The organism is Candidatus Nitrosacidococcus sp. I8 (genome assembly GCF_945836005.1).
GTDB lineage: Bacteria > Pseudomonadota > Gammaproteobacteria > Nitrosococcales > Nitrosococcaceae > Nitrosacidococcus.
In genome coordinates this window covers 1,066,065-1,087,679 of the sequence record NZ_OX241534.1, presented here as the reverse complement: position 1 = coordinate 1,087,679, position 21,615 = coordinate 1,066,065, and the positions used below count along the sequence as shown (strand labels likewise).

General features: G+C 35.6%; 25 protein-coding genes, 1 pseudogene and 1 riboswitch. Of the genes and pseudogenes, 7 read left to right on the top strand and 19 right to left on the bottom strand.

What is annotated here, in order from left to right; all coding sequences use genetic code 11:
• Positions 1–2 precede the first annotated feature (2 nt).
• Positions 3–635 carry a tetratricopeptide repeat protein gene (locus OOL07_RS05410; RefSeq protein ID WP_264695481.1) on the top strand — a complete coding sequence of 211 codons (633 nt, stop codon included), beginning with the start codon at positions 3–5 and terminating at the stop codon, positions 633–635.
• 152 nt (positions 636–787) lie between these two features.
• On the opposite strand, the pseudogene OOL07_RS05405 reads toward OOL07_RS05410, so the two are convergent.
• A pseudogene (locus OOL07_RS05405) lies at positions 788–1,897 on the bottom strand (RtcB family protein); the annotation flags it as partial.
• A gap of 455 nt (positions 1,898–2,352) precedes the next feature.
• On the opposite strand from OOL07_RS05405, the gene OOL07_RS05400 reads away from it, so the two are divergent.
• A complete protein-coding gene (locus OOL07_RS05400; protein ID WP_264696345.1) occupies positions 2,353–2,751 on the top strand; it encodes a PEP-CTERM sorting domain-containing protein in 399 nt (132 codons plus the stop codon).
• A gap of 117 nt (positions 2,752–2,868) precedes the next feature.
• Here the strand turns inward: OOL07_RS05400 and OOL07_RS05395 are convergent, their stop codons facing one another.
• The 5 genes from OOL07_RS05395 to crcB form a co-directional block, all read right to left on the bottom strand.
• A complete protein-coding gene (locus OOL07_RS05395) occupies positions 2,869–3,054 on the bottom strand; it encodes a hypothetical protein (protein ID WP_264695480.1) in 186 nt (61 codons plus the stop codon).
• A gap of 117 nt (positions 3,055–3,171) precedes the next feature.
• Positions 3,172–3,642 carry a hypothetical protein gene (locus OOL07_RS05390; protein ID WP_264695479.1) on the bottom strand — a complete coding sequence of 157 codons (471 nt, stop codon included), beginning with the start codon at positions 3,640–3,642 and terminating at the stop codon, positions 3,172–3,174.
• Positions 3,643–3,874: 232 nt separating this feature from the next.
• The gene (locus OOL07_RS05385; RefSeq protein ID WP_264695478.1) at positions 3,875–4,516 is read right to left on the bottom strand and encodes a nuclease-related domain-containing protein; all 642 of its coding nucleotides are present in this window, start codon (positions 4,514–4,516) and stop codon (positions 3,875–3,877) included.
• A 101-nt stretch (positions 4,517–4,617) separates the two neighbouring features.
• A complete protein-coding gene (locus OOL07_RS05380) occupies positions 4,618–6,252 on the bottom strand; it encodes an alpha-D-glucose phosphate-specific phosphoglucomutase (protein ID WP_264695477.1) in 1,635 nt (544 codons plus the stop codon).
• A 52-nt stretch (positions 6,253–6,304) separates the two neighbouring features.
• Complete coding sequence (gene crcB / locus OOL07_RS05375; RefSeq protein WP_264695476.1) at positions 6,305–6,685, bottom strand: fluoride efflux transporter CrcB; 381 nt, start codon at positions 6,683–6,685, stop codon at positions 6,305–6,307.
• A gap of 33 nt (positions 6,686–6,718) precedes the next feature.
• Positions 6,719–6,781, bottom strand: a riboswitch (Fluoride riboswitch).
• Between the two features lie 132 nt (positions 6,782–6,913).
• Here crcB and htpG point away from each other — a divergent pair.
• Positions 6,914–8,902 (top strand): molecular chaperone HtpG, encoded by a 1,989-nt coding sequence (htpG, locus tag OOL07_RS05370; RefSeq protein ID WP_264695475.1) that lies wholly within the window; start codon positions 6,914–6,916, stop codon positions 8,900–8,902.
• Between the two features lie 72 nt (positions 8,903–8,974).
• Here the strand turns inward: htpG and OOL07_RS05365 are convergent, their stop codons facing one another.
• A complete protein-coding gene (locus OOL07_RS05365) occupies positions 8,975–9,532 on the bottom strand; it encodes a hypothetical protein (protein WP_264695474.1) in 558 nt (185 codons plus the stop codon).
• A gap of 80 nt (positions 9,533–9,612) precedes the next feature.
• Positions 9,613–9,975, bottom strand: a complete 363-nt coding sequence (locus tag OOL07_RS05360; RefSeq protein WP_264695473.1) for a PDDEXK family nuclease — start codon at positions 9,973–9,975, stop codon at positions 9,613–9,615.
• 277 nt (positions 9,976–10,252) lie between these two features.
• Here OOL07_RS05360 and OOL07_RS05355 point away from each other — a divergent pair, with 277 nt between their 5' ends.
• A complete protein-coding gene (locus OOL07_RS05355) occupies positions 10,253–10,762 on the top strand; it encodes a DUF1269 domain-containing protein (RefSeq protein WP_264695472.1) in 510 nt (169 codons plus the stop codon).
• Positions 10,763–10,867: 105 nt separating this feature from the next.
• On the opposite strand, the gene OOL07_RS05350 is transcribed toward OOL07_RS05355, so the two are convergent.
• The 4 genes from OOL07_RS05350 to OOL07_RS05335 form a co-directional block, all read right to left on the bottom strand.
• On the bottom strand, positions 10,868–11,773 hold the full coding sequence (locus OOL07_RS05350; RefSeq protein ID WP_264695471.1) for a DUF5655 domain-containing protein: 906 nt from the start codon (positions 11,771–11,773) through the stop codon (positions 10,868–10,870).
• 26 nt (positions 11,774–11,799) lie between these two features.
• Entirely contained in the window at positions 11,800–12,528 is a 729-nt protein-coding gene (locus tag OOL07_RS05345) for a phospholipase D family protein (protein WP_264695470.1), read from the bottom strand.
• A 289-nt stretch (positions 12,529–12,817) separates the two neighbouring features.
• On the bottom strand, positions 12,818–13,393 hold the full coding sequence (locus tag OOL07_RS05340) for an HdeD family acid-resistance protein (RefSeq protein ID WP_264695469.1): 576 nt from the start codon (positions 13,391–13,393) through the stop codon (positions 12,818–12,820).
• A gap of 258 nt (positions 13,394–13,651) precedes the next feature.
• A complete protein-coding gene (locus OOL07_RS05335; RefSeq protein WP_264695468.1) occupies positions 13,652–14,020 on the bottom strand; it encodes a hypothetical protein in 369 nt (122 codons plus the stop codon).
• A gap of 222 nt (positions 14,021–14,242) precedes the next feature.
• Here OOL07_RS05335 and OOL07_RS05330 point away from each other — a divergent pair, with 222 nt between their 5' ends.
• Positions 14,243–15,400 carry a GNAT family N-acetyltransferase gene (locus tag OOL07_RS05330; RefSeq protein WP_264695467.1) on the top strand — a complete coding sequence of 386 codons (1,158 nt, stop codon included), beginning with the start codon at positions 14,243–14,245 and terminating at the stop codon, positions 15,398–15,400.
• 16 nt (positions 15,401–15,416) lie between these two features.
• Positions 15,417–16,055 (top strand): MBL fold metallo-hydrolase, encoded by a 639-nt coding sequence (locus OOL07_RS05325; protein WP_264695466.1) that lies wholly within the window; start codon positions 15,417–15,419, stop codon positions 16,053–16,055.
• Between the two features lie 2 nt (positions 16,056–16,057).
• Here OOL07_RS05325 and OOL07_RS05320 read toward each other — a convergent pair whose 3' ends face one another.
• The 6 genes from OOL07_RS05320 to OOL07_RS05295 all read right to left on the bottom strand — a co-directional run bounded on the left by OOL07_RS05320 (position 16,058) and on the right by OOL07_RS05295 (position 19,513).
• Positions 16,058–16,465 carry a thiol-disulfide oxidoreductase DCC family protein gene (locus OOL07_RS05320; RefSeq protein WP_264695465.1) on the bottom strand — a complete coding sequence of 136 codons (408 nt, stop codon included), beginning with the start codon at positions 16,463–16,465 and terminating at the stop codon, positions 16,058–16,060.
• Positions 16,466–16,468: 3 nt separating this feature from the next.
• The gene (locus OOL07_RS05315; RefSeq protein ID WP_264695464.1) at positions 16,469–16,795 is read right to left on the bottom strand and encodes a YkvA family protein; all 327 of its coding nucleotides are present in this window, start codon (positions 16,793–16,795) and stop codon (positions 16,469–16,471) included.
• Positions 16,796–16,871: 76 nt separating this feature from the next.
• A complete protein-coding gene (locus OOL07_RS05310; RefSeq protein ID WP_264695463.1) occupies positions 16,872–18,425 on the bottom strand; it encodes a DUF8728 domain-containing protein in 1,554 nt (517 codons plus the stop codon).
• A gap of 100 nt (positions 18,426–18,525) precedes the next feature.
• Positions 18,526–18,951 carry a methyltransferase family protein gene (locus OOL07_RS05305; RefSeq protein ID WP_264695462.1) on the bottom strand — a complete coding sequence of 142 codons (426 nt, stop codon included), beginning with the start codon at positions 18,949–18,951 and terminating at the stop codon, positions 18,526–18,528.
• Positions 18,952–19,007: 56 nt separating this feature from the next.
• Entirely contained in the window at positions 19,008–19,142 is a 135-nt protein-coding gene (locus OOL07_RS05300) for a hypothetical protein (RefSeq protein WP_264695458.1), read from the bottom strand.
• 26 nt (positions 19,143–19,168) lie between these two features.
• A complete protein-coding gene (locus tag OOL07_RS05295) occupies positions 19,169–19,513 on the bottom strand; it encodes a YbjQ family protein (RefSeq protein ID WP_264695461.1) in 345 nt (114 codons plus the stop codon).
• 169 nt (positions 19,514–19,682) lie between these two features.
• Here OOL07_RS05295 and OOL07_RS05290 point away from each other — a divergent pair, with 169 nt between their 5' ends.
• The gene (locus OOL07_RS05290) at positions 19,683–19,826 is read left to right on the top strand and encodes a hypothetical protein (protein ID WP_264695460.1); all 144 of its coding nucleotides are present in this window, start codon (positions 19,683–19,685) and stop codon (positions 19,824–19,826) included.
• A 51-nt stretch (positions 19,827–19,877) separates the two neighbouring features.
• Here the strand turns inward: OOL07_RS05290 and OOL07_RS05285 are convergent, their stop codons facing one another.
• A complete protein-coding gene (locus OOL07_RS05285) occupies positions 19,878–21,425 on the bottom strand; it encodes a DUF8728 domain-containing protein (RefSeq protein WP_264695459.1) in 1,548 nt (515 codons plus the stop codon).
• Positions 21,426–21,615 lie beyond the last annotated feature (190 nt).

Below are 21,615 nucleotides of genomic sequence, written 5' to 3'. Positions count from 1 at the left end.
CTATGAAACAATTTATGTTAATCCCTAGATTTTATTTTTTTATCGTTATTTTTTTAGGATCTATTCAGTTAGGGTGGGCAAAGGCTGAAAGTGTTTTTCCTCCCACCCCTGAAGAGCAGTTAGCACAAATCACCCAAGCTGCCCAAGGGGGTAATAAAGATGCTCAGTATATGTTAGGGCTGACCTATGCCCAAGGCGTTTTAGTACCTCGAGATTTTACTAAAGCTGCCCTATGGTATGAAAAATCAGCGAAACAAGGAGATCCCTATGCTCAATATAATTTAGGTCTACTCTACGCCAATGGACAAGGGGTTCCTCAGGATTTTAGAAAAGCAATCGAATGGCTTTATCGAGCAGCAGATCAAGGAGATTCAGATGCTCAGTATGGTCTTGGGATGATGTATCAAAAAGGCAAAGGAGTAAATCAAAATTATATTGTTGCCTATGCTTTTTGGAATACAGCGGCAACTACCTTATCGGGAGCTCGGGATTTAAGAACAGAGCTTACTAAGCTTATGACCTATGAAGAAATTACAATGGCTCAGACTCTAAGCCAGAAAATGAGCCAACCCGGAAATTTGCTTAAAGCTTTAGATGCTTATTTTCAGAGTGAAACTGAGAGTAAAAAAGGATAATATTTATAAAATTAAGATTTATTAAATTTATTCTTGCTTTTTTCGTTATTCGTTCTATCCTTACTTCTGTAAAATGGTTATTATTTATCCGCAGAGGAAAGTTTGAGATGGGTTCCTCTGCGTTTTTTTAGCAATAAATAATTACCATTCTATTACCCCTTAACACATACTATCTGTTTTAGGATGTGTGCAATTTCAACTAAATCCGACTGAGCTGCCATTACTGCATCAATATCTTTGTAAGCGGCAGGGGTCTCATCAATCACTTCTACATCTTTTCGGCATTCTGTCCCTTGGGTAGCTATTTTATGATCAGCAATAGTGAAACGCTTTTTAGCCTGTGAGCGACTCATGATACGCCCAGCTCCATGAGAACAGGAACAAAAAGAATCTTCATTACCTTTTCCTTTAACAATAAAGGATTTAGCCCCCATACTTCCGGGAATAATTCCTAAATCATCTTTTCTTGCCCGTACTGCTCCTTTACGAGTTACCCAAACATTTGCTCCAAAGTGATTTTCTTGAGCTACATAGTTATGGTGGCAGTTTACAGCTTCAAGATCAGTTTTAAAGTGGGCAATCGTTGCTAATGCTTTTTTTGTAGCCTCCATTATGGTAATTCGATTCCGGTAAGCAAATTCCTGTGTCCAATGCACCGCTTCTACATAATCAGAAAACAGAGTCGACCCTTCAGGCAAATAAGCAAGATCTACATCAGGTAAGTGAATAAAATACCGTTGCTTCTCCTCTTTTGCTTTTTCAATAAAATAAGCACCAATACGGTTACCAATCCCTCGACTACCTGAATGGAGCATAATCCACACCTTTTGAGATTCATCTAGGCAGATTTCAATAAAATGATTCCCAGTACCTAAAGTACCCACATGGCGAGAAGCCCGCTTAGTCGCTTTTTCTAGAATAGGATGTTTTGCTACAATGGCTTTTAAACCTAAAGCAAGATCAGGGGTAGGTAACTCCCGATCTTCTCCCCATGCACCACGATCATTTAATCCACCTCTATCGGTACGCCCGTGGGGAATACGTTTTTCTATCTCTGTACGCAATCTATGGAGATTGTCAGGTAAATCAATTGCAGTAAGGGAAGTACGCTGTGCCATCATCCCACAACCAATATCTACTCCTACTGCAGCAGGGATAATGGCTCCTTTAGTGGCAATCACACTACCTACTGCTGCACCTAATCCCCAATGGACATCAGGCATAGCTGCCAGATGCTTATAAATAAAGGGTAGAGAGGCTAAATTTTGTGGCTGTTGTTTGGCCCCTTATCCTCAATAAAAACCCCTTTTGTCCATAACTTAATAAGGAATTTTTCCCCTGTCATTACTTCATAGGGCATAGTTTTATATTTCTATATATTATATCGATATAAAAATGTATGTAAAATACTGTTTTTAGTATAAAAAACACTACTTTATAATTATAAACGTATCAGCTAAACACTTTAGTTAGAGTTTAACCGATGCAATGGAGCACAAAATATAATTAAATTAAGGTAAAGAAAAATGAAAAAACTACTGTATAAGATTTTAGCAGCTGGATTGTTTACTATTGTGTTATCGGGAGTCGTTCAAGCAGATAGTATTACTCTTGACAATCAAGATAACTGGAAATGGGATTGATACGGATTAAATGGACCGGCACAAAGTAGTTTTCATATTGAGACCCGTAATAATGATATAGATGAGACCAGTTGGTGGATGTATGTAGGTTACAACCAGTAGTAGGTAAAAGCGACACTTGGACTGTGAGTGTAAAAGGACATCATGAAGGAAATCCACATCCTGGTGAAAAAGATGCAGAAATATGGATACCAGAAGCTCAGGAATTTTCAAATGGCTATCGTACTGATGAAGATGGTTTAATTCTCAATAACCTTGTTTTTTTTGGTCTAGCAAAGCATGAGGGTCATAATCATTTTGATATGTATATAGTTAAGGTGATTTATGGTGGAGGTGGCAGTCCAAAGACTATTACATTTGATGCAGAACATATGGGTCCAGATTTACCAGAACCAACTACTATATTTCTTTTTGGTATTGGTATGATTAGTTTATTTGGAATAAGAGCGAGAAGAGAGGTAACTGCTATTTAATTGGTTATTTTTATCCTATTTATGATCTTTTGATGAAAAAATAGAGAATCTGAAAACATAGAAAGGGAGTAACTTGAAATAACAGTTACTCCCTTTCTTATTTAGAAAGAAATATATCTAACTACACTTAATTGTATTATTTTGAGGGATGTTAATTCGAGGATCATCCGGAGCTGCCGATATACTTAATGCTAGCTCATATTGGGCTAATGTAGTGTTTTGGCAATGACTAGAATTAGAAGAAAACATATATTGAAAATAATCGGCAATGCCTAAGCTTAATATCTTACTTAAATTAAGCATATTTTTTTCTGCCTCATCATATTGAGTTATTTCATCTACATAATTTTTTTGCAGATTAAAAGTAGCATAATTAATAGTTTGATTAATATGAGTCTGCCAGATAAATCGTAATATATTTTAAGACCAGTTAGGATTTAAACTTGCTAGAAAATCGGCAATATCCTGAGCATTAGCAAATGTATCTGATTCAGCTTGGTTTAATGTTGTAGCATCTCCTGCTTGTGCTGCAGTCATAATAGCAACCACATCACTGATATGCTGTTTTAGTAAATCAGTCAGATTATTACCATTACTCTCTCCATAGTAAGGTTTCATAAAATTACCTATATCGACTTGATTTTGTATTAACCGATTTGCAATAGCGGTCACTGCTGGTGGGTTAGAATTAAAGGCAGCTACGGCTGCATTCGTCCACTCCATGTGCTGTTGCCATAGAGTATGCATCGCAAAATTTAAATCTTCTATGGTGACTGGAATATTAATAGATGGATCAATAGAATCCTGATTATCTGCCTTAGATAAACTAGGAATTAATAGTATAAAAACTATATTTATAATAATATTCTTGGCGTGTTTCATAAAAATCATCAGATGGTTTTCCGTTATTGTTTTGTATATAAATGCTAGGCAATTAACCTAGATGCTGGTTAAGCATAATAAGATATTATCTTATTGAAGAATAAGAGAAAACAGATACTTACTAAGATGGTTAAGTATCTAATTATTCTGATGGTATTTACTTAATAAAAATTTTGTAAGAAGGTAAATAATTAAAAAATCACCTATCTAAGAAATAAATAGAAATAACTTATTAATGTATTTAAGAATATTTTTTCTGTAGTTCTCTGAGATGTTCCTTACGGATAGCTCGTGTATTAGGTAGTCGCTCTGTCTTAATCAGCTCCACTAATTTATCTTTTTCATGCTCTGTAAATACTCGTTTTTCAAACGAGCGAATGTATTTTATATAACTCATACCTTGAAACACATTAGGTGGCATCTCTCCTTTCAGCTGGCAATCTCCAGTAAACACAATTACGGAATAAATTGAATTTAGATTAAGGTTCAATGTTTCTGCTAATGCTTTTTGATGGCGGTAGTTTTGTCGTAGAGGATTTTGGAAAGTATGGCTTTGCTTGTATAGTTTTTGAGTCCAAGACTTATCTTCAGCTTTACCGAAAATCCAGCCTTTCATGTGCTTGGTTTCGATGACAAATAAACCGTAAGGAGAAACAATCAGATGATCAATTTGGGTAGTACCTAGGCTATCTTTAATATAAATATCATGTAAGGATATGTATAGATCTTTAGGTAACTGCCAGATAACTGACTGTTTTATGATTTTCTCGCCTATGGATCCTTTAAATTGAGGTGATTTTGGCTTTGATTTTACATATAAAATTACTATTAATAAGAGCCAAACCCACCAAAACTGAATGGCAATGTTTACCAAATTAAGCATAAGTTTAATTTATTAAGTAAGTAAGATGGTTATGATTCAGAATATATCTTGCTTATTATCTGCTCTCTCCTTCTAATTTAAAATAATGGAAGATAAGCAGATCAAGTAATGACTGAGGGCTGGTCACATCCTGCTTTTTCCTTAATCTGAGCAAGATTCTGGGCTAGGCTAGCAAGGATACTTAATACTTGCTGAGAATCTTGATTGTGTTGGGCAGGATCAAGAGCGAAAGTTTCTAAGTAAACTCTCAAAGTAGCTCCTTGAGTACCTGTTCCTGAAAGGCGATAAATAATCCGTGATCCATCTTCGAAACATAGCCGAATTCCTTGGTGAGATGTGATTGTATGATCCACTGAATCCTGGTAAGCAAAATCATCAGCGGTATAAATTTTATAGTTGCCAAACTGCTTACCTCCTAAAGTAGAGAGCTGTTTATTTAAATCTTCCATCAGCGTTTGGGCAGTTTCTAATGGTAAATCGTCATAATCATAACGGCTATAAAAATGACGACCATATTCTGCCCAGTGATTTTTCACCATAGCAGCGACTGATTGTTTTTTTACTGCCAATAAATTAAGCCAGAATAGCACTGCCCATAATCCATCTTTTTCTCGAATGTGATTGGCACCCGTACCAAAGCTTTCCTCTCCACATAGGGTAATTTTCCCAGCATCTAGTAAATTACCGAAAAACTTCCAACCTGTGGGCGTTTCATAGCAGGGAATATCTAATTTTTCAGCCACCCGATCAGGAGCTTGGCTAGTGGGCATAGATCGAGCAATACCAACTAAACCTTTTTGATAACCGGGTACGAGATGGGCATTAGCAGCTAACACTGCTAGGCTATCGGCAGGGGTTACAAAAAACTGCTGACCTAAAATCATATTTCGATCCCCATCCCCATCAGAGGCCGCTCCAAAATCTGGCGGATTTCCCCCATACATTTTTTCTACTAAGGTTTTGGCGTAGACTAGGTTAGGATCCGGATGACCACCGCCAAAGTCTGGAAGCAGGATATGGTTCAGCAAGGCACCGGGCTGAACCCCTAATCGATGTTGAAAAATTGCTTGAGCATAAGGGCCGGTAATGGCATGCATGGCATCAAAGCACAGTTGAAATCCTTGCTGGTGGAAAAGATCTTTAATTCGATCAAAATCAAATAGGGATTCCATTAACGCAAGATAGTCCGCAATAGGATCAACTACTTCTACTGTCATTTCCCATAAGATATAAATACCTAACTGATCTAAGGGGATATCTTCTGATTCAAGAATATAATATTGCTGAATTTGTTGGCTTTTTTGATAAATAGCTTCGGTAAGGGATTCAGGTGCAGGACCTCCGTTGCTGGCATTGTACTTTACTCCAAAATCCCCATTTATTCCTGCTGGATTATGGCTGGCTGAAAGGATAATTCCGCCAAAAGCTTGTCGGTTACGAATTACACAGGAAACCGCTGGAGTAGAAAACAATCCATTTTGCCCCACAATGATTCTACCAATCTGATTGGCAGCTGCAATTTTCAAAATAATCTGAATCGCTTCTTGGTTGTAATAGCGACCATCTCCTCCTAGCACCAAGGTTTTTCCTGTAGAGGAATCCAAGGCATCTAAAATAGATTGAATAAAATTTGCTAAATAATGAGGCTGCTGAAAGTGTTTAACTTTTTTCCGTAGCCCAGAAGTACCCGGACGTTGATCAAGATAGGGGGTAGTGGGGATTTTGTTAATAGGCATATTATTCTGTTTGCGTAAAAAAATAGCTTGTTAAACCTAAGCATAACAGAATTTAATTTTCTAAAAATTCAATAGTACTAAAACCAAGCACAGTCATCATTAGAGTACCTAGCATATGTAAAGTAATACCGGTAAACGCCCACAGAATCCTACCTTGCTGAAGCATAGTAATCATTTCTAATGAAAATGAAGAAAATGTAGTAAAAGATCCAAGAAATCCTGTCATGATAAGCAAACGCCATTCTTGAGAGGCTTGGGGTACTTTGATAAATATAGCAGCCGCTACCCCGATAAGATAACCACCCAATAGGTTAGCAGTGAGTGTACCAACAGAGATTTTTGCAATGAATAGGGTATCAATCCTACCTAGTTGCCAGCGTAGTAAGGCACCAATAATCGCACCGATAGCAATAGAAAATATAGAAGACCACATAATATCACTCTCCATTTATATTTTAATCAATAAAAATTGGTAGGCGTTATTAGTGGCTAAACCACGGTTATGGAGAATGCCATCTCCAGCAACTGATGAGATTATCGCAACTAAAGTATAGTCTAATTTTGACGAATTTGTAGCTAATTACCCCCTTGATTATTTAAAAAATGCCCATATGTTAGGGTAAGTAATTTTATTGATTATAAAAAAAGGAGATTTTAGTACATGACCACCCCTAGCCCTAAGGAAACCCTAGGCTTTCAAACAGAAGTGAAGCAACTGCTTCATCTAATGATTCATTCTCTATATAGCAATAAGGAAATTTTTTTACGGGAGCTAATTTCTAATGCTGCCGATGCTTCAGATAAACTTCGCTTTGAAGCCCTCACTAATAATGCCCTGTTTGAAGATGATAGTAATCTAAAAATTCAGATTGCTTTTAATAAAGATCAACGCACCATTACTATCACCGATAATGGGGTTGGGATGGAGCGACAAGAGGTGATTGATAATATTGGTACCATCGCAAAATCTGGGACTCGTGCCTTTTTAGAAAACCTCTCCGGGGACAAGAAAAAGGACATGCACTTAATTGGGCAGTTTGGGGTAGGGTTTTATTCTGCCTTTATTGTGGCTGATAAAGTCACTTTAGAAACCCGTAAGGCTGGCTTAGATACTAATCAAGGGGTTCGCTGGGAGTCAGAAGGGGCAGGGGAGTTTACCATTGAATCCATTGATAGACCTACCCGAGGTACCACTATTACCTTGCACCTAAAAGAAGGAGAAGATGAGTTTTTAAATAGTTGGCGATTAAGAACCATTATTACCAACTACTCTGATCATATTGATGTCCCTATTGAAATGATTAAAGAAGTGCATGATCACGATCATAGCCATGATCATGACCATAGTCACGACCACGATAGCGATCACGATCATGGAGATGAGGATAAAAAAGAAGAAAAGGAAGTTAAAGAGATAAAAGAAGAATGGGAACAAGTTAATAAAGCCACTGCCCTGTGGACTTTATCTAAAAACGAAATTAAAGAAGATGAATATAAAGCTTTTTATAAACATATTTCCCATGATTTTGAAGATCCTATGGGCTGGACCCATAATCGGGTAGAAGGAAAATTAGAATATACTTCACTGCTATTTATTCCTGCCCGTGCCCCTTTTGATCTTTGGGATCGGGATCAACGCCACGGGATTAAGCTCTATGTCCAACGCACCTTTATTATGGACGATGCAGAGCAGCTCATGCCCCGTTATTTACGGTTTATTAAAGGGGTAGTGGACTCTAATGATTTACCCTTGAATATCTCCCGAGAAATTCTTCAGAACAACAAAATTATCGATACCATCCGGGGCGGATCAGTGAAGAAAATTCTGGGTGTTCTGGAAGATATGGCAGAAAAAGAGCCAGAGAAATACCAAACCTTCTGGAAAGAATTTGGGCAAGTGATTAAAGAAGGTCCTGGAGAGGATTACGCTAATCGGGAACAATTAGGCAAATTACTGCGGTTTGCCTCTACCCATAATGATAGTGATGTTCAAAATATCTCGTTAACTGATTATATTTCTCGGATGAGAGAAAAGCAGGAGAAAATTTACTACATTACTGCCGATAGTTTCCTCGCTGCTAAAAGTAGCCCTCATTTAGAAGTGTTTGCTAAAAAAGGGGTAGAAGTGCTCGTTCTCTTTGATCGGGTAGATGAATGGTTGATTGCTTCCTTGCCAGAATTTGATGGCAAATCCCTACAATCGGTGACCAAAGGAGAACTTGATTTAGGGGATATGGAAGATGAGCAAGAAAAACAACAACAAAAAGAATCAGAAGAGAAGTTTAAGGATTTAACCGTACGGGTTAAAGAAACTCTAGGGAATAAAGTCAAAGAAGTACGATTGACTCATCGCCTCACCGATTCTCCTTCCTGCCTTGTAGTGGGGGAGCATGATATGAGCAGTTATCTAGGGCGACTTCTTAAAGAAGCAGGACAACAGGCTCCTGAAGTACAGCCTACTTTGGAACTTAACCCAACTCATCCCATCGTGATGCGGTTAAAATTAGAGGAATCTAAAGAAAAATTTGATGATTGGGCTAATTTATTATTTGAACAGGCTTTAATCACTGAAGGTGGAAAACTAGAAGAACCTGCTGCTTTTGCCAAGCGACTTAATCGCTTGCTTTCTTCCTACGCTTTTCGGATATAAGTAAGTTTAGTTTAAGATCTACCCCCACTGTTGCATGGGGGTAGACGAATCTGCCTATGATTTAGGTATTTTCTAATCTTTTATTTTTTCTAATAGCTCCTTCACAAACTCTTTATATTCCGCTTTGATACTAAAATTATCCTTTTCTCGTCCCTTTGGATATTCATAATGAATGATTTGTCTTAAAAAATCCTTTTTAGCTTGCCCAAGTTGATTAGAAATGAGCGCTATGTAAAGCCCAGCTTTATTCTCATCAGATGCTTCCTTCATTCGAACAAATTCTCTTTTTAGCTGCTCTCTGGTAATCTCATCTTTTCTCAAAAGCAGAGGGAGCATAATATCTTTGATTCTTTTAGATGACCATTGCTTGTTTTTTAGATAACTTTTGAGCAACTCTTTTAACTTATCTTCCTCATACTCCCCAGGATTATCCGACATGGGGATAATAAACTTCTTTTTATTAGTTTTTTCCTTTTCTATTTCTTCAGAGATAATAACAGTTTTAGAAAGCAGTTCATTTCCTGATGAAGTCTTGATATAACTGAGTATAATGGCATTAATCGCTAAATCATACTTTGAAGATAGCCACGCTATCATTCGGTTTAAGGATTCATCGATAGAAAAACCCACAAGAAGCAGTCTTTGAGTATTGTTGATAATCAAATCATCTATATCACCAATATTCCCAAAACTATCTGTGATGTAATCCTCTAAAGAGTTTCCTGAATACTTTTAAGGTTAAGGCAAATTTCATTAAGTCTATCCATATCCCAATCTGCAACGTCTGAAGCATAGTCAATAGCTTGAGCAAGAACTTCACGAGGTAGCTTATCTCTCTTTAACTCAATAATGACAAGGTTGCCTTGATTATCAATACCTAAGTAATCTAAAGGACCTGATTTTCTCCATACTTGTTCGCCTATGAGTAAAATATCTTCTCCAAGGATTTTTGGGCTTGTTTTGATCCATTTTTCTAAATCATCTTTTTCTTTTCTACCTTGTTTTGTAAGAGAGGTATCTATTTCGACTAGCTCACCGTTTATTATTTCCCACGTTTTTATTTCTGTTGTCATACTGATGGTTTTTTTAGTTTTGTATTAAATTCTAGCCTACTATTTTTATCAATTTTTTAATCCTTAATTTCATTCCTAAAAAGATAAGCTCTAATATTTTTAAAGATATATTTGATATAAATCTTTAATTCTATTAAATTTATTTTTAAACTTCTATAGACAATAGAGAATTTTGGACTATACCTAATAGCAGAATAAGGAAATTCTTTCATAAAAGTAGGAGGACTACCTAAGTAGGGAACTTACTTGTAGATGCAGATATTAGGAGGATATAAAAATGAAAAGACTTTATTTTTTAATCCAAGATGTTGAAGATACTAGGAGGGTTGTTAATGAGCTTTTACTCTCCCATGTAGAAGAGCGTCACATTCATGTTATGGCCAAGGAAGAGACTGCCTTAGAAGGATTGCCGATAGCAGGGTTTCTAGAGAAAAGTGATTTTATCCCATCACTTGAAAAAGGTATCGTCATCGGAGGGGCTGTGGGCATTATTGCTGGGATAATTGCATCTCATTTTATGGCAGATACAGGCATTATTGCAGGAGGAGCAATACTTGTCACCGCGCTTGCAGGGGTAGGCATTGGAAGCTGGGCTTCATCTATGATAGGCGTAGGTGTACCCAATACCCAAGTGAAGAAATTTGAAGAAGCTGTTAATCAGGGGAATATTTTGATGATGGTAGATATTCCTGCCAAGGATGTAGAGAGGATAAACCATCTTATAGGAAAGGATCGTCCTAAAGTAAAGGCTCATGGTGCTGAACCTGCGGTTCCTGCTTTTCCATGAGAAATGTAGTTATGAGATTAGCGAGTATTTAATTGATTTCTCCATACTATCCCTAGTTAGGCCTACTTAAATGGGCTTAACTAGGGTTTTGTTTATCTACTATTCTTAATTCTTAATGGCTTGTTTTACTAAGCTCATAATATATTCTAGATCATCATCATTTTTTATTTGTAGCTCGTAATCACCATTTCCATGATGCCCTTTGTTTGAAACATTACGGCATAAACCTTTTGGATCATCAAGTCTTCCAATAGATAAATTTATCCATATTACTAAACTACTTTCTCGGATTTGAATATCTACTAAATTGGCTGGATTGAGAAATGCGATATATTTTTTTCTAGCTTTTACTTCCAAAGAATCTAGATAGAGTATAGCTTCCTTAATTTTTCTATAAAGTTCTTTAATCTCTTCAGTAGCTTTAGCTAAATGTTCCTCTTCCGTATATACTTTAATTTCCTGAGCTACTATATTAGTCGTATCATTTCGGTTACTAATGGTTTTTATACTTTCTTGAGCTCCATAGGATGGTAGCTGTCTATATCTTACTGTGTTGTTGTCGTATCTTTTTATCTCCCATAGTTCTATAGGTAAATCTTTAAAGTTAATAGCTTCTTTTTGGTAGGGAGTGAAACTTGGTGAAACAAAAATTACTTTTGACTGAGACCAGTCTATATCATCTTTCCTTAATGTACCTTTGCATCTCTCGTTATACTCAAGGATAAAATCTGCTTTATTATTTAGCATTAAAGAAAGATAGGTATAACCTTGATCAATTACACTAAAGTTTTTATCCCGTTTATACTCAATGATAACAAAGCAAGTACTCTTCTTATCAAAAGCTAGAGTATCAATTCTAAAATTGTGTAAAGAAAATTCAGATCGTACAAAATAAAACCTAAAAATTATTTCTAAATTTTGCTCTGTTATTTCTTGAATTTCCTTTTCTAGCTTAAAAGGATCCTCTTTTATTTGATCAAGTTTAGTGTGATTGATATTGAATAGTGCCATAAGAATTTATTATTTCTCTTATGATCTTACAGGTTGAGAATTTCTTTCGCTTTTTTCCAATGTTTCTTAAGAATGGGCTTACTTACACTCGTTTCACCATTAGAAGGATCACCAGAGAAATGGCAAAATTTTTCAGGATATTCAGGATTACTAAACTCGCTCCATTTTTTATAAGCATCGTAGCTTAATGGCTTTTCAAGATTGAAAGGGATTTCCGTACCTGTTCGAATGCAAAAACCATTTTGCTTTGAATCTGCTGTTTTTGTTTCATTTTTTGAAGACTGCTTTTCTTGAGTAGGTGTTTTTTCTGCCTTTTCTACCGAAACAATGATTTCATCACTGATTCGAATTAATCTTTGAGCCTCTTCATAAATATCTTTATACAATTCTGGGTCACTATTTTTCTCAATATAAATACCCATTTCATTGTTATTAACTTGAGAAAATTCATATAAATTCATAGAGGTAATAATGGCTTCATTTTCGTTTAAATAACATTTGGCATGTAAATCTTTACAAAAGCTAGAACGAATGCTTGTCATGGATTTAAGCCAATTATTTTCTTCAGGCTGTAACTCATTTTTACCGTACACCACTCTAATATCTATTTTTAGCCTATTCTTATCTTCGAGGGATTGTTTAATCCGATCATTGATTTTTAAGTAAGGGCTAATTAATACTAACTTTTCATTCGCTTTATTAATCAGTTGCTGAAGGTGATAAGAAACGCCTGTAGTGTCTAAAAATTTTGCCATATTTTAGATATCCTAAAGTGATTGGTAAAGGTTTATCACCTGCTATTTAGGTAAATTTTAAGTAAAAACCTTACCTAAATAGCAGCTTTAGTTTTTATACAAATAATTTTTCTGATTTTACTATTTTTTTTCAATAATGTGCCTGTTTTTAGGACTCTATATAAAAGAGCTTTTAGCAGAGAAGAATAGGAGAGATCTAAACGCATAGCGATCTTTATTAAAATAGAGATCGCTATAAATAATATTTTTTATAAGACGGGGATAGCCTATTTCTAGGCTCTATTTTTGATTACGCTTTCAGTACTGTGGATAAGCTCTTTAGATCAAAGGCTAGGAATATTTGGGTAAGTCCAAAACTGAAAAAAGTAAAGGAAGTCAAAAAGACAATGCTAATACCTGCAAACAGTGGATTGTCAATCAGGATAAAGGAAAGGATGAGACTTAATATCCCAAGGATAAGTGAAACCCACCAATACTTTACCTTAAATTTTTGTAATTCTATCGCAACTCCAATTGACCAAAAACCTCTAAACATCACCCAAAAGGCAAATAATATGGGTAGAATTATCATGGTGATCTGAGGATAAATCATTAAGATAATACCAAGAATAAGATCTATGATCCCTCCGGCTAAGTGCCACCCCCAGCCATGAATTTCTTTTTTATTAGAAAGAGCAAAAGAAATTCCTGATACTCCCGAGACAAACATCATGACACTAAAAAATACACTCAATGCCAAGTAGCTTGCCATTGGGGTTTTAATGACCCAAAATCCGCCAATAATAAAAAGAATACCTACAACTAAATGAGTCCACCAATTTTTTATAGTATAGGTTTCTTCAGTTTTTTTGGTTATTTTTTCCATATTTTATTGTGCTCCAGTGATTAAAATAATCTGTTTTATTGTGTTATGGGGACGAATCCAGAAATTACAAGTGGATTGAAATTTTAGATTTCAATTTTCATGTATTAAACCTTTCGACCATTGCTTGCATCGTTTGTTTCATTCGTTTTTCCACCATATCTTTTCCTTATAAAATTTTAATAATTAATGCTTATTCCCCGAAAATACTTAACCCTTGCCCATAAGGATTGTTAGGGCTATCTATCCGATAGGGGTTGCCTACTCCGTAGGGATTCCTACTCCGTAGGGATTATTGATACTGTCAGGGGAGAATCGATTACCATAGCGTCCATAGGGGTTAGAGACAGAATCTGGATCATAGGGATTACTACTTAATTTCCCTCGATAGTTTCCTTGGTTATCATAGAGTTTAGGTGCATCAGTGGCATAAGGGTTTTGCGTACTGCGGTTAGAGTAGGGATTACCATATTGCCCATAGGGGTTATTAATACTGTTAGGATTATATGGATTACCAGATCCGTAGGGATTTTCAGTTGAGTTAGGGTTAAAAGGATTTGTGCTAAATTGACCTAAATAAGTATCTCCATAGGCACTGGAAAAAAATATTCCTAGAATGCTAATTAACATTTTAAATTTATTAATTTTTTGTGCTCCTTATGTTTAGTAAGTATGGACTATAAGTTAAATTCTACTAAACTAAAATAATAAATAACATATTGAATTTAATAATAAAATTAATTTTAATATAATTAAACTGATAAAAGATAAGGAAAACATAGCTCATTCTTATTTTAGAAAATCTCCCAGATTCAAATAGATTTAAGATAGGCTATAATTTAGGAGGCTTATTTGCCTGATTCTAATTTAAATTTAACGTTTATTATCACCCAATCTATTCAATCCGTTGCTGCTAACCAATGGAATGAATTAGTAGGCACGGATAACCCGTTTCTTCGTTATGAGTTCTTTATTGCCCTTGAAGTAGGCAATTGTCTTGGGTCTCATATAGGCTGGTTTCCCCAATATCTTTTAGGTAAAGATCTAGAGGATAATTTAATTGGAGCAGCTCCTTTGTTTCTAAAAACTAATTCCTTTGGAGAGTTTGTGTTTGACTATCCTTGGATTGAAGCGTGGGAACAGATGGTAGGACGCTATTATCCTAAGCTGGTAGTGGCTATACCCTTTAGTCCAGTAACTGGGGCTCGCTTGCTTTTACGTTCTGATGTGAGAGGAGAAGTTGCCCAATCTTTTGTTCAACAGGTAATCATCTTGGCAAAAAAATGGGGCGTTTCCTCTCTTCATTGGTTGTTTCCACCAGAACAGGAACTCTCTTCCCTTACTCAAGGTGGGTATGTACAACGGTTAGGCTATCAATTTCACTGGCATAATCAAGGCTATCATAATTTCGATGAATTTTTAGAAACGCTTACTTCTAAACGGCGTAAGGAAGTACGACGGGAGCGAAAACAAGTACAAGAACAAGGTATTACCATTTCTATTATTCACGGTAACGAAGTCACTGAATCCCACTGGCAAGCCATGTATCAGTTTTATTTAGCTACTTTTGAAGAAAAAGGTAATTATCCAGCATTAAGTTTGGATTTTTTTAAATCCCTTGGGGAATCTATGGGAGATTCCGTTATTTTGATGTTGGCAAAAAATTCACAACAAAATTGGATTGCAGGGGCTTTTTATTTACGTAGCCATACCACCCTTTATGGTCGTTATTGGGGATGTATGGAAAATGTTCCCGGGCTACATTTTGAGCTGTGCTACTATCAGGGGATTAATTATTGTATTGACCATAAAATTCATGCCTTTGAGCCGGGAGCTCAAGGTGAGCATAAAATTAGTCGTGGGTTTTTGCCTACCTCCACTTGGTCCGCCCATTGGTTCAGCCACCCTGAATTTCAAAATTTAGTCGCTCAATTTTTTATTAAAGAGCGTAAAGCAGTGATACAAGATATGGCAGAATTATCAAAACACAGCCCCTATAAACAGTCATAAGTTTTGTACTTTAACTATGGATTTTAAAATTATTCCTGTCACCAAGTTTCATCAAAACTGTACTTTACTGATATGTAAAAAGACGAAAAAAGCAGCAGTGGTGGATCCGGGAGGGGATATTGAGAATATTTTAGCTAAAGTAAAAGAGTATGAAGTTACTCTTGAGAAAATATTTTTAACCCATGGTCATATTGATCATGTGGGAGGAGCACAAGCACTTGCCGATCAGTTAAGCCTTCCTATTGAAGGTCCTCATATTGAAGATAAGGCTTGGCTTCAAATGCTATCCACCCAAAGTGAAATGTTTAGTTTTCCACCTGCCCAAGGATTTAACCCAGATCGATGGCTTGTTCAAGGGGATCAAATTTCTTTTGGGGAGATTGCTTTAGAGGTATATCATTGTCCAGGGCATACCCCGGGTCATGTGGTATTTTTTCATCCCCAAAGTAAGTTAGCTTTAGTAGGGGATGTATTATTTAAAGGATCTATTGGACGGACAGATTTTCCCCGAGGAAATTACGAAGATCTGGTTCGCTCTATTCGGGAAAAACTATTCCCTCTAGGGGATGAAGTACAGTTTGTGCCGGGTCATGGTCCCATGTCTACCTTTGGGCTAGAGCGAGAAACTAATCCCTTTGTAGGAAAAAATATTTAAAACTAGTCTTTAGATTGATATGTGCTAGGTTGCCAATGGTTTTTCCATAAATTCCAGCGATATAATCCTTCGGCAAATAAATTATAACCTAATGCAGCAATCTGTTTAATGACAGGTTGGGTAATTAATTTACTCTTCCAAACTTCTTTAGGAGAGTGTTTCCAGATTTCTGCAAAAGCATCAATACCTATTTTTATTTCTCCCTTCTGATCAATCACATGGAGTTTCTTTCGTACTAGCTCAAGATTATAAGAAACATCATGATAAACCCTTGTTTGGGTATGCACATCATGCCAAATGACACCTTTATTAGGCATTTTTGCTTTTTGATACTCAATTCCTGCATTGCAAACAGGGCAAGCACTATTGTAGTAAACCTTAATTGGCTTACTCATATTTTTTTTATCCATAAACTAGCCTGTTGAAAACCACTCTTGAACTTTAATTTTAGCCTGTACCCCGTGTTCTTCTTTAATATGGGCAGAAATAGTTGCCGCAGCAGCTACTAATGTGGCTAAGTCATCGCTATACCCAGCAAAAGGTAAAATATCAGGTATCGCATCAATAGGGGAAATAAAGTAGATTAAAGCCCCATACACTATTCTTTTTGCCCACTTCGGGGTTTGATCGTCTCGGGAAGCATAATAAAGCTTAAGCGCTGTTTCTATTACCTCAATTCCTGCTGATTTTCCATGGGAAACGACTTTATTCCAAAAAGGATGATGTAAACGTGACTGCATTGGTAACGTGCTTTAAAGGATGCTAATCAAGTAATGAATAGCTTTGATAGGTAACCACTAATAACTATAAATTCAATTAATTATTAAAAATCTCTAAAGCGACTCGCTTAGGTAGGGTATTTTTAAATTTTTCTAAATCCTCAAAGAGTTTAGCCTGATCTGCTTCAGGAGTAACGTAAAGAGTTACCGTATTTCCTCCAGTAGTATATCGATCTTGGTTAATGAGGTTTGCGATAGGCTTCCATGATTTTGGTACTTGCGGAAACCAACGATCATATATCATGATAAGACCCACATGGTGATTTGTTAGAAGGTGTTCCATTGCATCTATGTTATATTCGTGTTCTAGCTTTAGTCTTCGCACTTCCTCCGATCCTAAGCCCCAAAGATCTAACACATAGTTTGGGTTTTTGTAGCTTACTAACCCTAAATCATTCACGCCAATAGGTTGGTGATAAAAGTCTTGAGCAAATCGCCGCATTTGATATTGTTGTTCGTAGATTGCTCTACTGGCATAAGGGGTTACAAATGCTATCTTTATATAAGAAGATATGATGAGCGATAACATTAGCATTATTACTGCTAACTTAGACATTTCACTATTATCTGATCTTTTATCACTAATTATAAATAGAATAGATAAACATGATAGTGTTATACAATATACTTCATATCGAGCAAACCACCCCTCCCTTCCTAAGAATAAATGGGCAGTAATAGTCATAGCTACTGCAATACATATTAGGGAACGATTCCTGTAATCTTTCCACATTAATAGAGCATGAATAAACAATAATCCTGTAGTAGCTAGGAAAAAATTGCCTTTTATAGTAGCAATATTTTCTTTAAATTGATCAATAATTGCATGGTTGATTTTAGTATCCACCATTAAGGAGGTTACTGCTTGTGATTTCATTAAGACGGAGCTTGGCAGTATAGGAAGATCTTTCGTTACCATATAAACAACATATGCAATCGTTGCCGTTAGGATTAAAGCTCCGGTGATAATTGCTTCTTTTCTTTGTTTTATAAAAAACAAATATAAAATAGCAGTACCTGATAAAGCATAGCCCTCGAACCGAATTAGAGGTAATAAAACAATCGCAGGTATTAAATACCAACTATTTCTGCCATCACTAGTAGTATTTACTAGCCCAATAAAAACTGCCACAGTCAATAAAACGTGTAATGAATGCTCCATGCCAGTAAAAGGTAGTGCCAGACTACTGGTAAAAGCAATAAGTGATAGACCAATAACTGCTTGAGTAATTATAGAAGTCTTTCTAATTAAACCTTCTTTAATAATAAAATCACTAGCAATATAAAGCGTTGTTGCAGTAAATATAAGATTTAATATTAAAGGTCCAGACATACCTAATCCTATAACTTCAGGAATAGTAAGTAACCAAGGCCATAAGATAGAAGATGAAGGAGAAGCATATTCGCCTAGATTAATTCCATAATTACCATGCAGAATATTATCTGCCACTGCCATATGAATATAAGGATCATCTAGGGAATAAATTAGATACCCATCGGTTAGCTTAAGGCAGAAAAAAAGGATAATAGTAATACCGGTGGCCCAAGTAGCCAGTAAAAATACTTTAAATGGATGAGTAATATTGAGCATACTAGCGTGATAATTCTTATAGATATGAAATTTTAGAGAAAAGAATCGTAATTTACGATATAGAGAATTACTTTATTGAAGGAAAAAAATTCTAGGAGGGCTAGAAAATATAGGGAATAAACTGTTTTGTGCTCATCATATATTTCTTGTATTCTGGAAATTTTTCTAATAATAACTTCTCTTCTTTATAAGCTTTACCGATCAGCACTATAGCCAGCAGAACTAACCCTAAAAAATTAAAAAAGCCACTGTTATAAACTGCTATTCCTAACATAGCAGTAAAGAGGCTAATATACATAGGATGGCGAATATATCCATATATTCCCGTGGTGATAAGTTGGGCATGATCCTTGATTTCAGGATAAACACTAAAATTGCCGGGGCGATTAAAATATAAAGTAATACAGCCAAGAAAAATGCCTATTACAAATAAATATAAACCTAAGTGGATACCCGGAGTATTATCAAACGGGAGAACACAAAGGGATATAGCAAGAAGTTGTAAAATAACTAATATTTGGTTCATTGCTAAAATACTCTATTTAGTCTAAATCCTATTTAGGATAAAGTGTTACCGTACCTTTACCAGTCCCGATCCTCAAAGGTTTCTTTTTTCTTATCTTCCATTCGTTGTCTAACCAAAAAAATAAGAATAATCGGAATACTAAGAAGAATGACAATTTCTATGATGGCAATGAGTTTGGAGATTAAATCCATAAGTTTAGATGCTAGAGAGATGAGACTCAAAGCACATCAATCACTTTAATTTTTAATTTAACTGCAGTGCCATAGGCCATCACCTCTGAGGCACCTGCCATAATCATACTGGTGTTAAATCTAACATTAATAATGGCATCTGCTTTAAGTACTTTGGCATCTTTTATCATTCTTTGGAACGCCTGATCCCGAGAGTTTGCTTGTAGTTTAGTATATTCAGAGATTTCTCCGCCAATCAGGGTTTTTAACCCTGCGATAATATCCCGTCCCACATTTCTTGCTCTGACCGTGCTTCCTCTAGCAACCCCGAGAATTTCAATGATTTCTCTGCCAGGAATAAAATCAGTAGTGGTGATAATGAGTTCATTCATTATTAGTATTTAAATTAAGATGGTTATATTAATTAACTTACTGTAATGTATCGTTTTTTTGAAAAAAAGTAAAAGGATTTTCTTAAACTCTAATAAATCTCTATGGGCTACGGTATGATAGTGCTTAACTATTGTTAAATGTACTTAGAAGTTATGTTAAAAATTTCCTATGAAAAGTGATGTAATTAACGCTGCATATTCTTCCCTACTTGAAAAAGTTGCTGGATCAGAGAAAAAATTTTTCTCCGGCAGGCATCGCCATAGCCATTCAGACCTTGAAAATGCAGTTATCTATTTAAAGCTATTCATTTAGTTCTTAAATGAATAGCTTTAAATAGATAACTGCTAATAGCTATAAACTTACTTAACGATTAAAAATTTCCAGCGTGACTCGATCAGGTAGGGTGTCTTTAAATTCTTTTAAATCTTCAAAAAGCTTAGTCTGATTTGCTTCAGGAGTCGCATAAAAAATTATGCTACTTTTATTACTTCTATAACTTCTTTTTGGGATAGATAATTTTGCGATTGGCACCCATGATTCTGGTATTTCCTTAAGCCAATGTTCATAGATCATCAAAAGACCTATATGGTGATTGACAACAAGTTGATTCATCGCATCAATATCATACGTATTCCCCAATCTTAATTTTCTTGCTTCTTCCAATCCTAAGCCCCACAAATCTAGTACATAGCTTGGATTTTTATAACTTACCAATCCTAAATCATTTGCAACAATGGGTTTGCGATAGAAATCAAGGGTAAAGCGCCGCATTTGGTACAATTGATCGTAAATATCTCTGCTAACACTAGGTGCTAAAAAAGCAGGTTTTAGATAAGTAATCGTAGGAAGTAGTAGCAGTGCTACAATGACTAATTTAGATATTTCATTACACTCTAATTCCTTATGGCTGCTAATAAGAAATAGTATAGATAAGCATGATATTGTAGTGCAGTATGCTTCGTATCGGGAGGACCAAATAATTTGACCTAAAAACAGATGAGCAGTAATAGTCATAGCTACTGCAATACACATTAGGGAACGATTCCTGTAATCTTTCCACATTAAGAAAGAGTAAGCAAATAATAATCCTATTGTAATTAGGAAAAAATTGCCTTTTATAGTAGCAATATTTTCTTTAAATTGAGCAATGATAGAGTGGCTATTTTTAGCATTTTCTGCTAGAGCGGTTATTGCTTCAGATTTATATAAAACAGAACTTGGCAAGATGGGCAGATCTTTAGTGACCATGTAAATAGCGTATACAAGAGTTGCAGTAAATACTAGACCTCCAGCAATCATCGCCTCTTTTCTACGATTAGTAAAAAACAAATATAAAATAGCAGTACCTGATAATGCATAACCTTCAAAGCGAATTAGAGGTACTAAGATGATAGCAGGAATAAGATACCAACAAGATTTATCATTTGATACGCTTACTAAACCAGTGAAAATTGCCACGGTCAATAAAACATGTAATGAATGCTCCATGCCAGTAAAAGGTAGTGCCAGACTACTGGTGCATATAATCAGTAATATACTGATTGCCATTTGCGTAATAATAGATGTATTTTGGATAATATTTTCCTTAACAATAAAATTACTGGCAATAATGAGGGTGATTGCTGTAAAAATTAAATTTAATACTAAAGGGTAATATGTTCCTAATCCTATAACTTCAGGAATAGTAAGTAACCAAGGCCATAAGATAGAAGATGAAGGAGAGGAGAACTCACCTGAATTGATTCCATAACTACCGTGCAAAATATTATTTGCTACCGACATATGAATATAGGGTGCATCTGAAGTGTATATCAAGTACCCTTCAGACAATTTAAGACTAAACAGAAGAATGACAGCTATCCCAATAGTCCAAGTAGCCAGTAAAAATACTTTAAACAGATTTGTAATCATGTTAGTTATAATATTTTCATAGATATAGAGAATTACTTTATAAATATAAACCTAAGTGGATACCCGGAGTATTATCAAACGGGAGAACACAAAGGGATATGGCAAGAAGTTGTAAAATAACTAATATTTGGTTCATTGCTAAAATACTCTATTTAGTCTAAATCCTATTTAGGATAAAGTGTTACCGTAC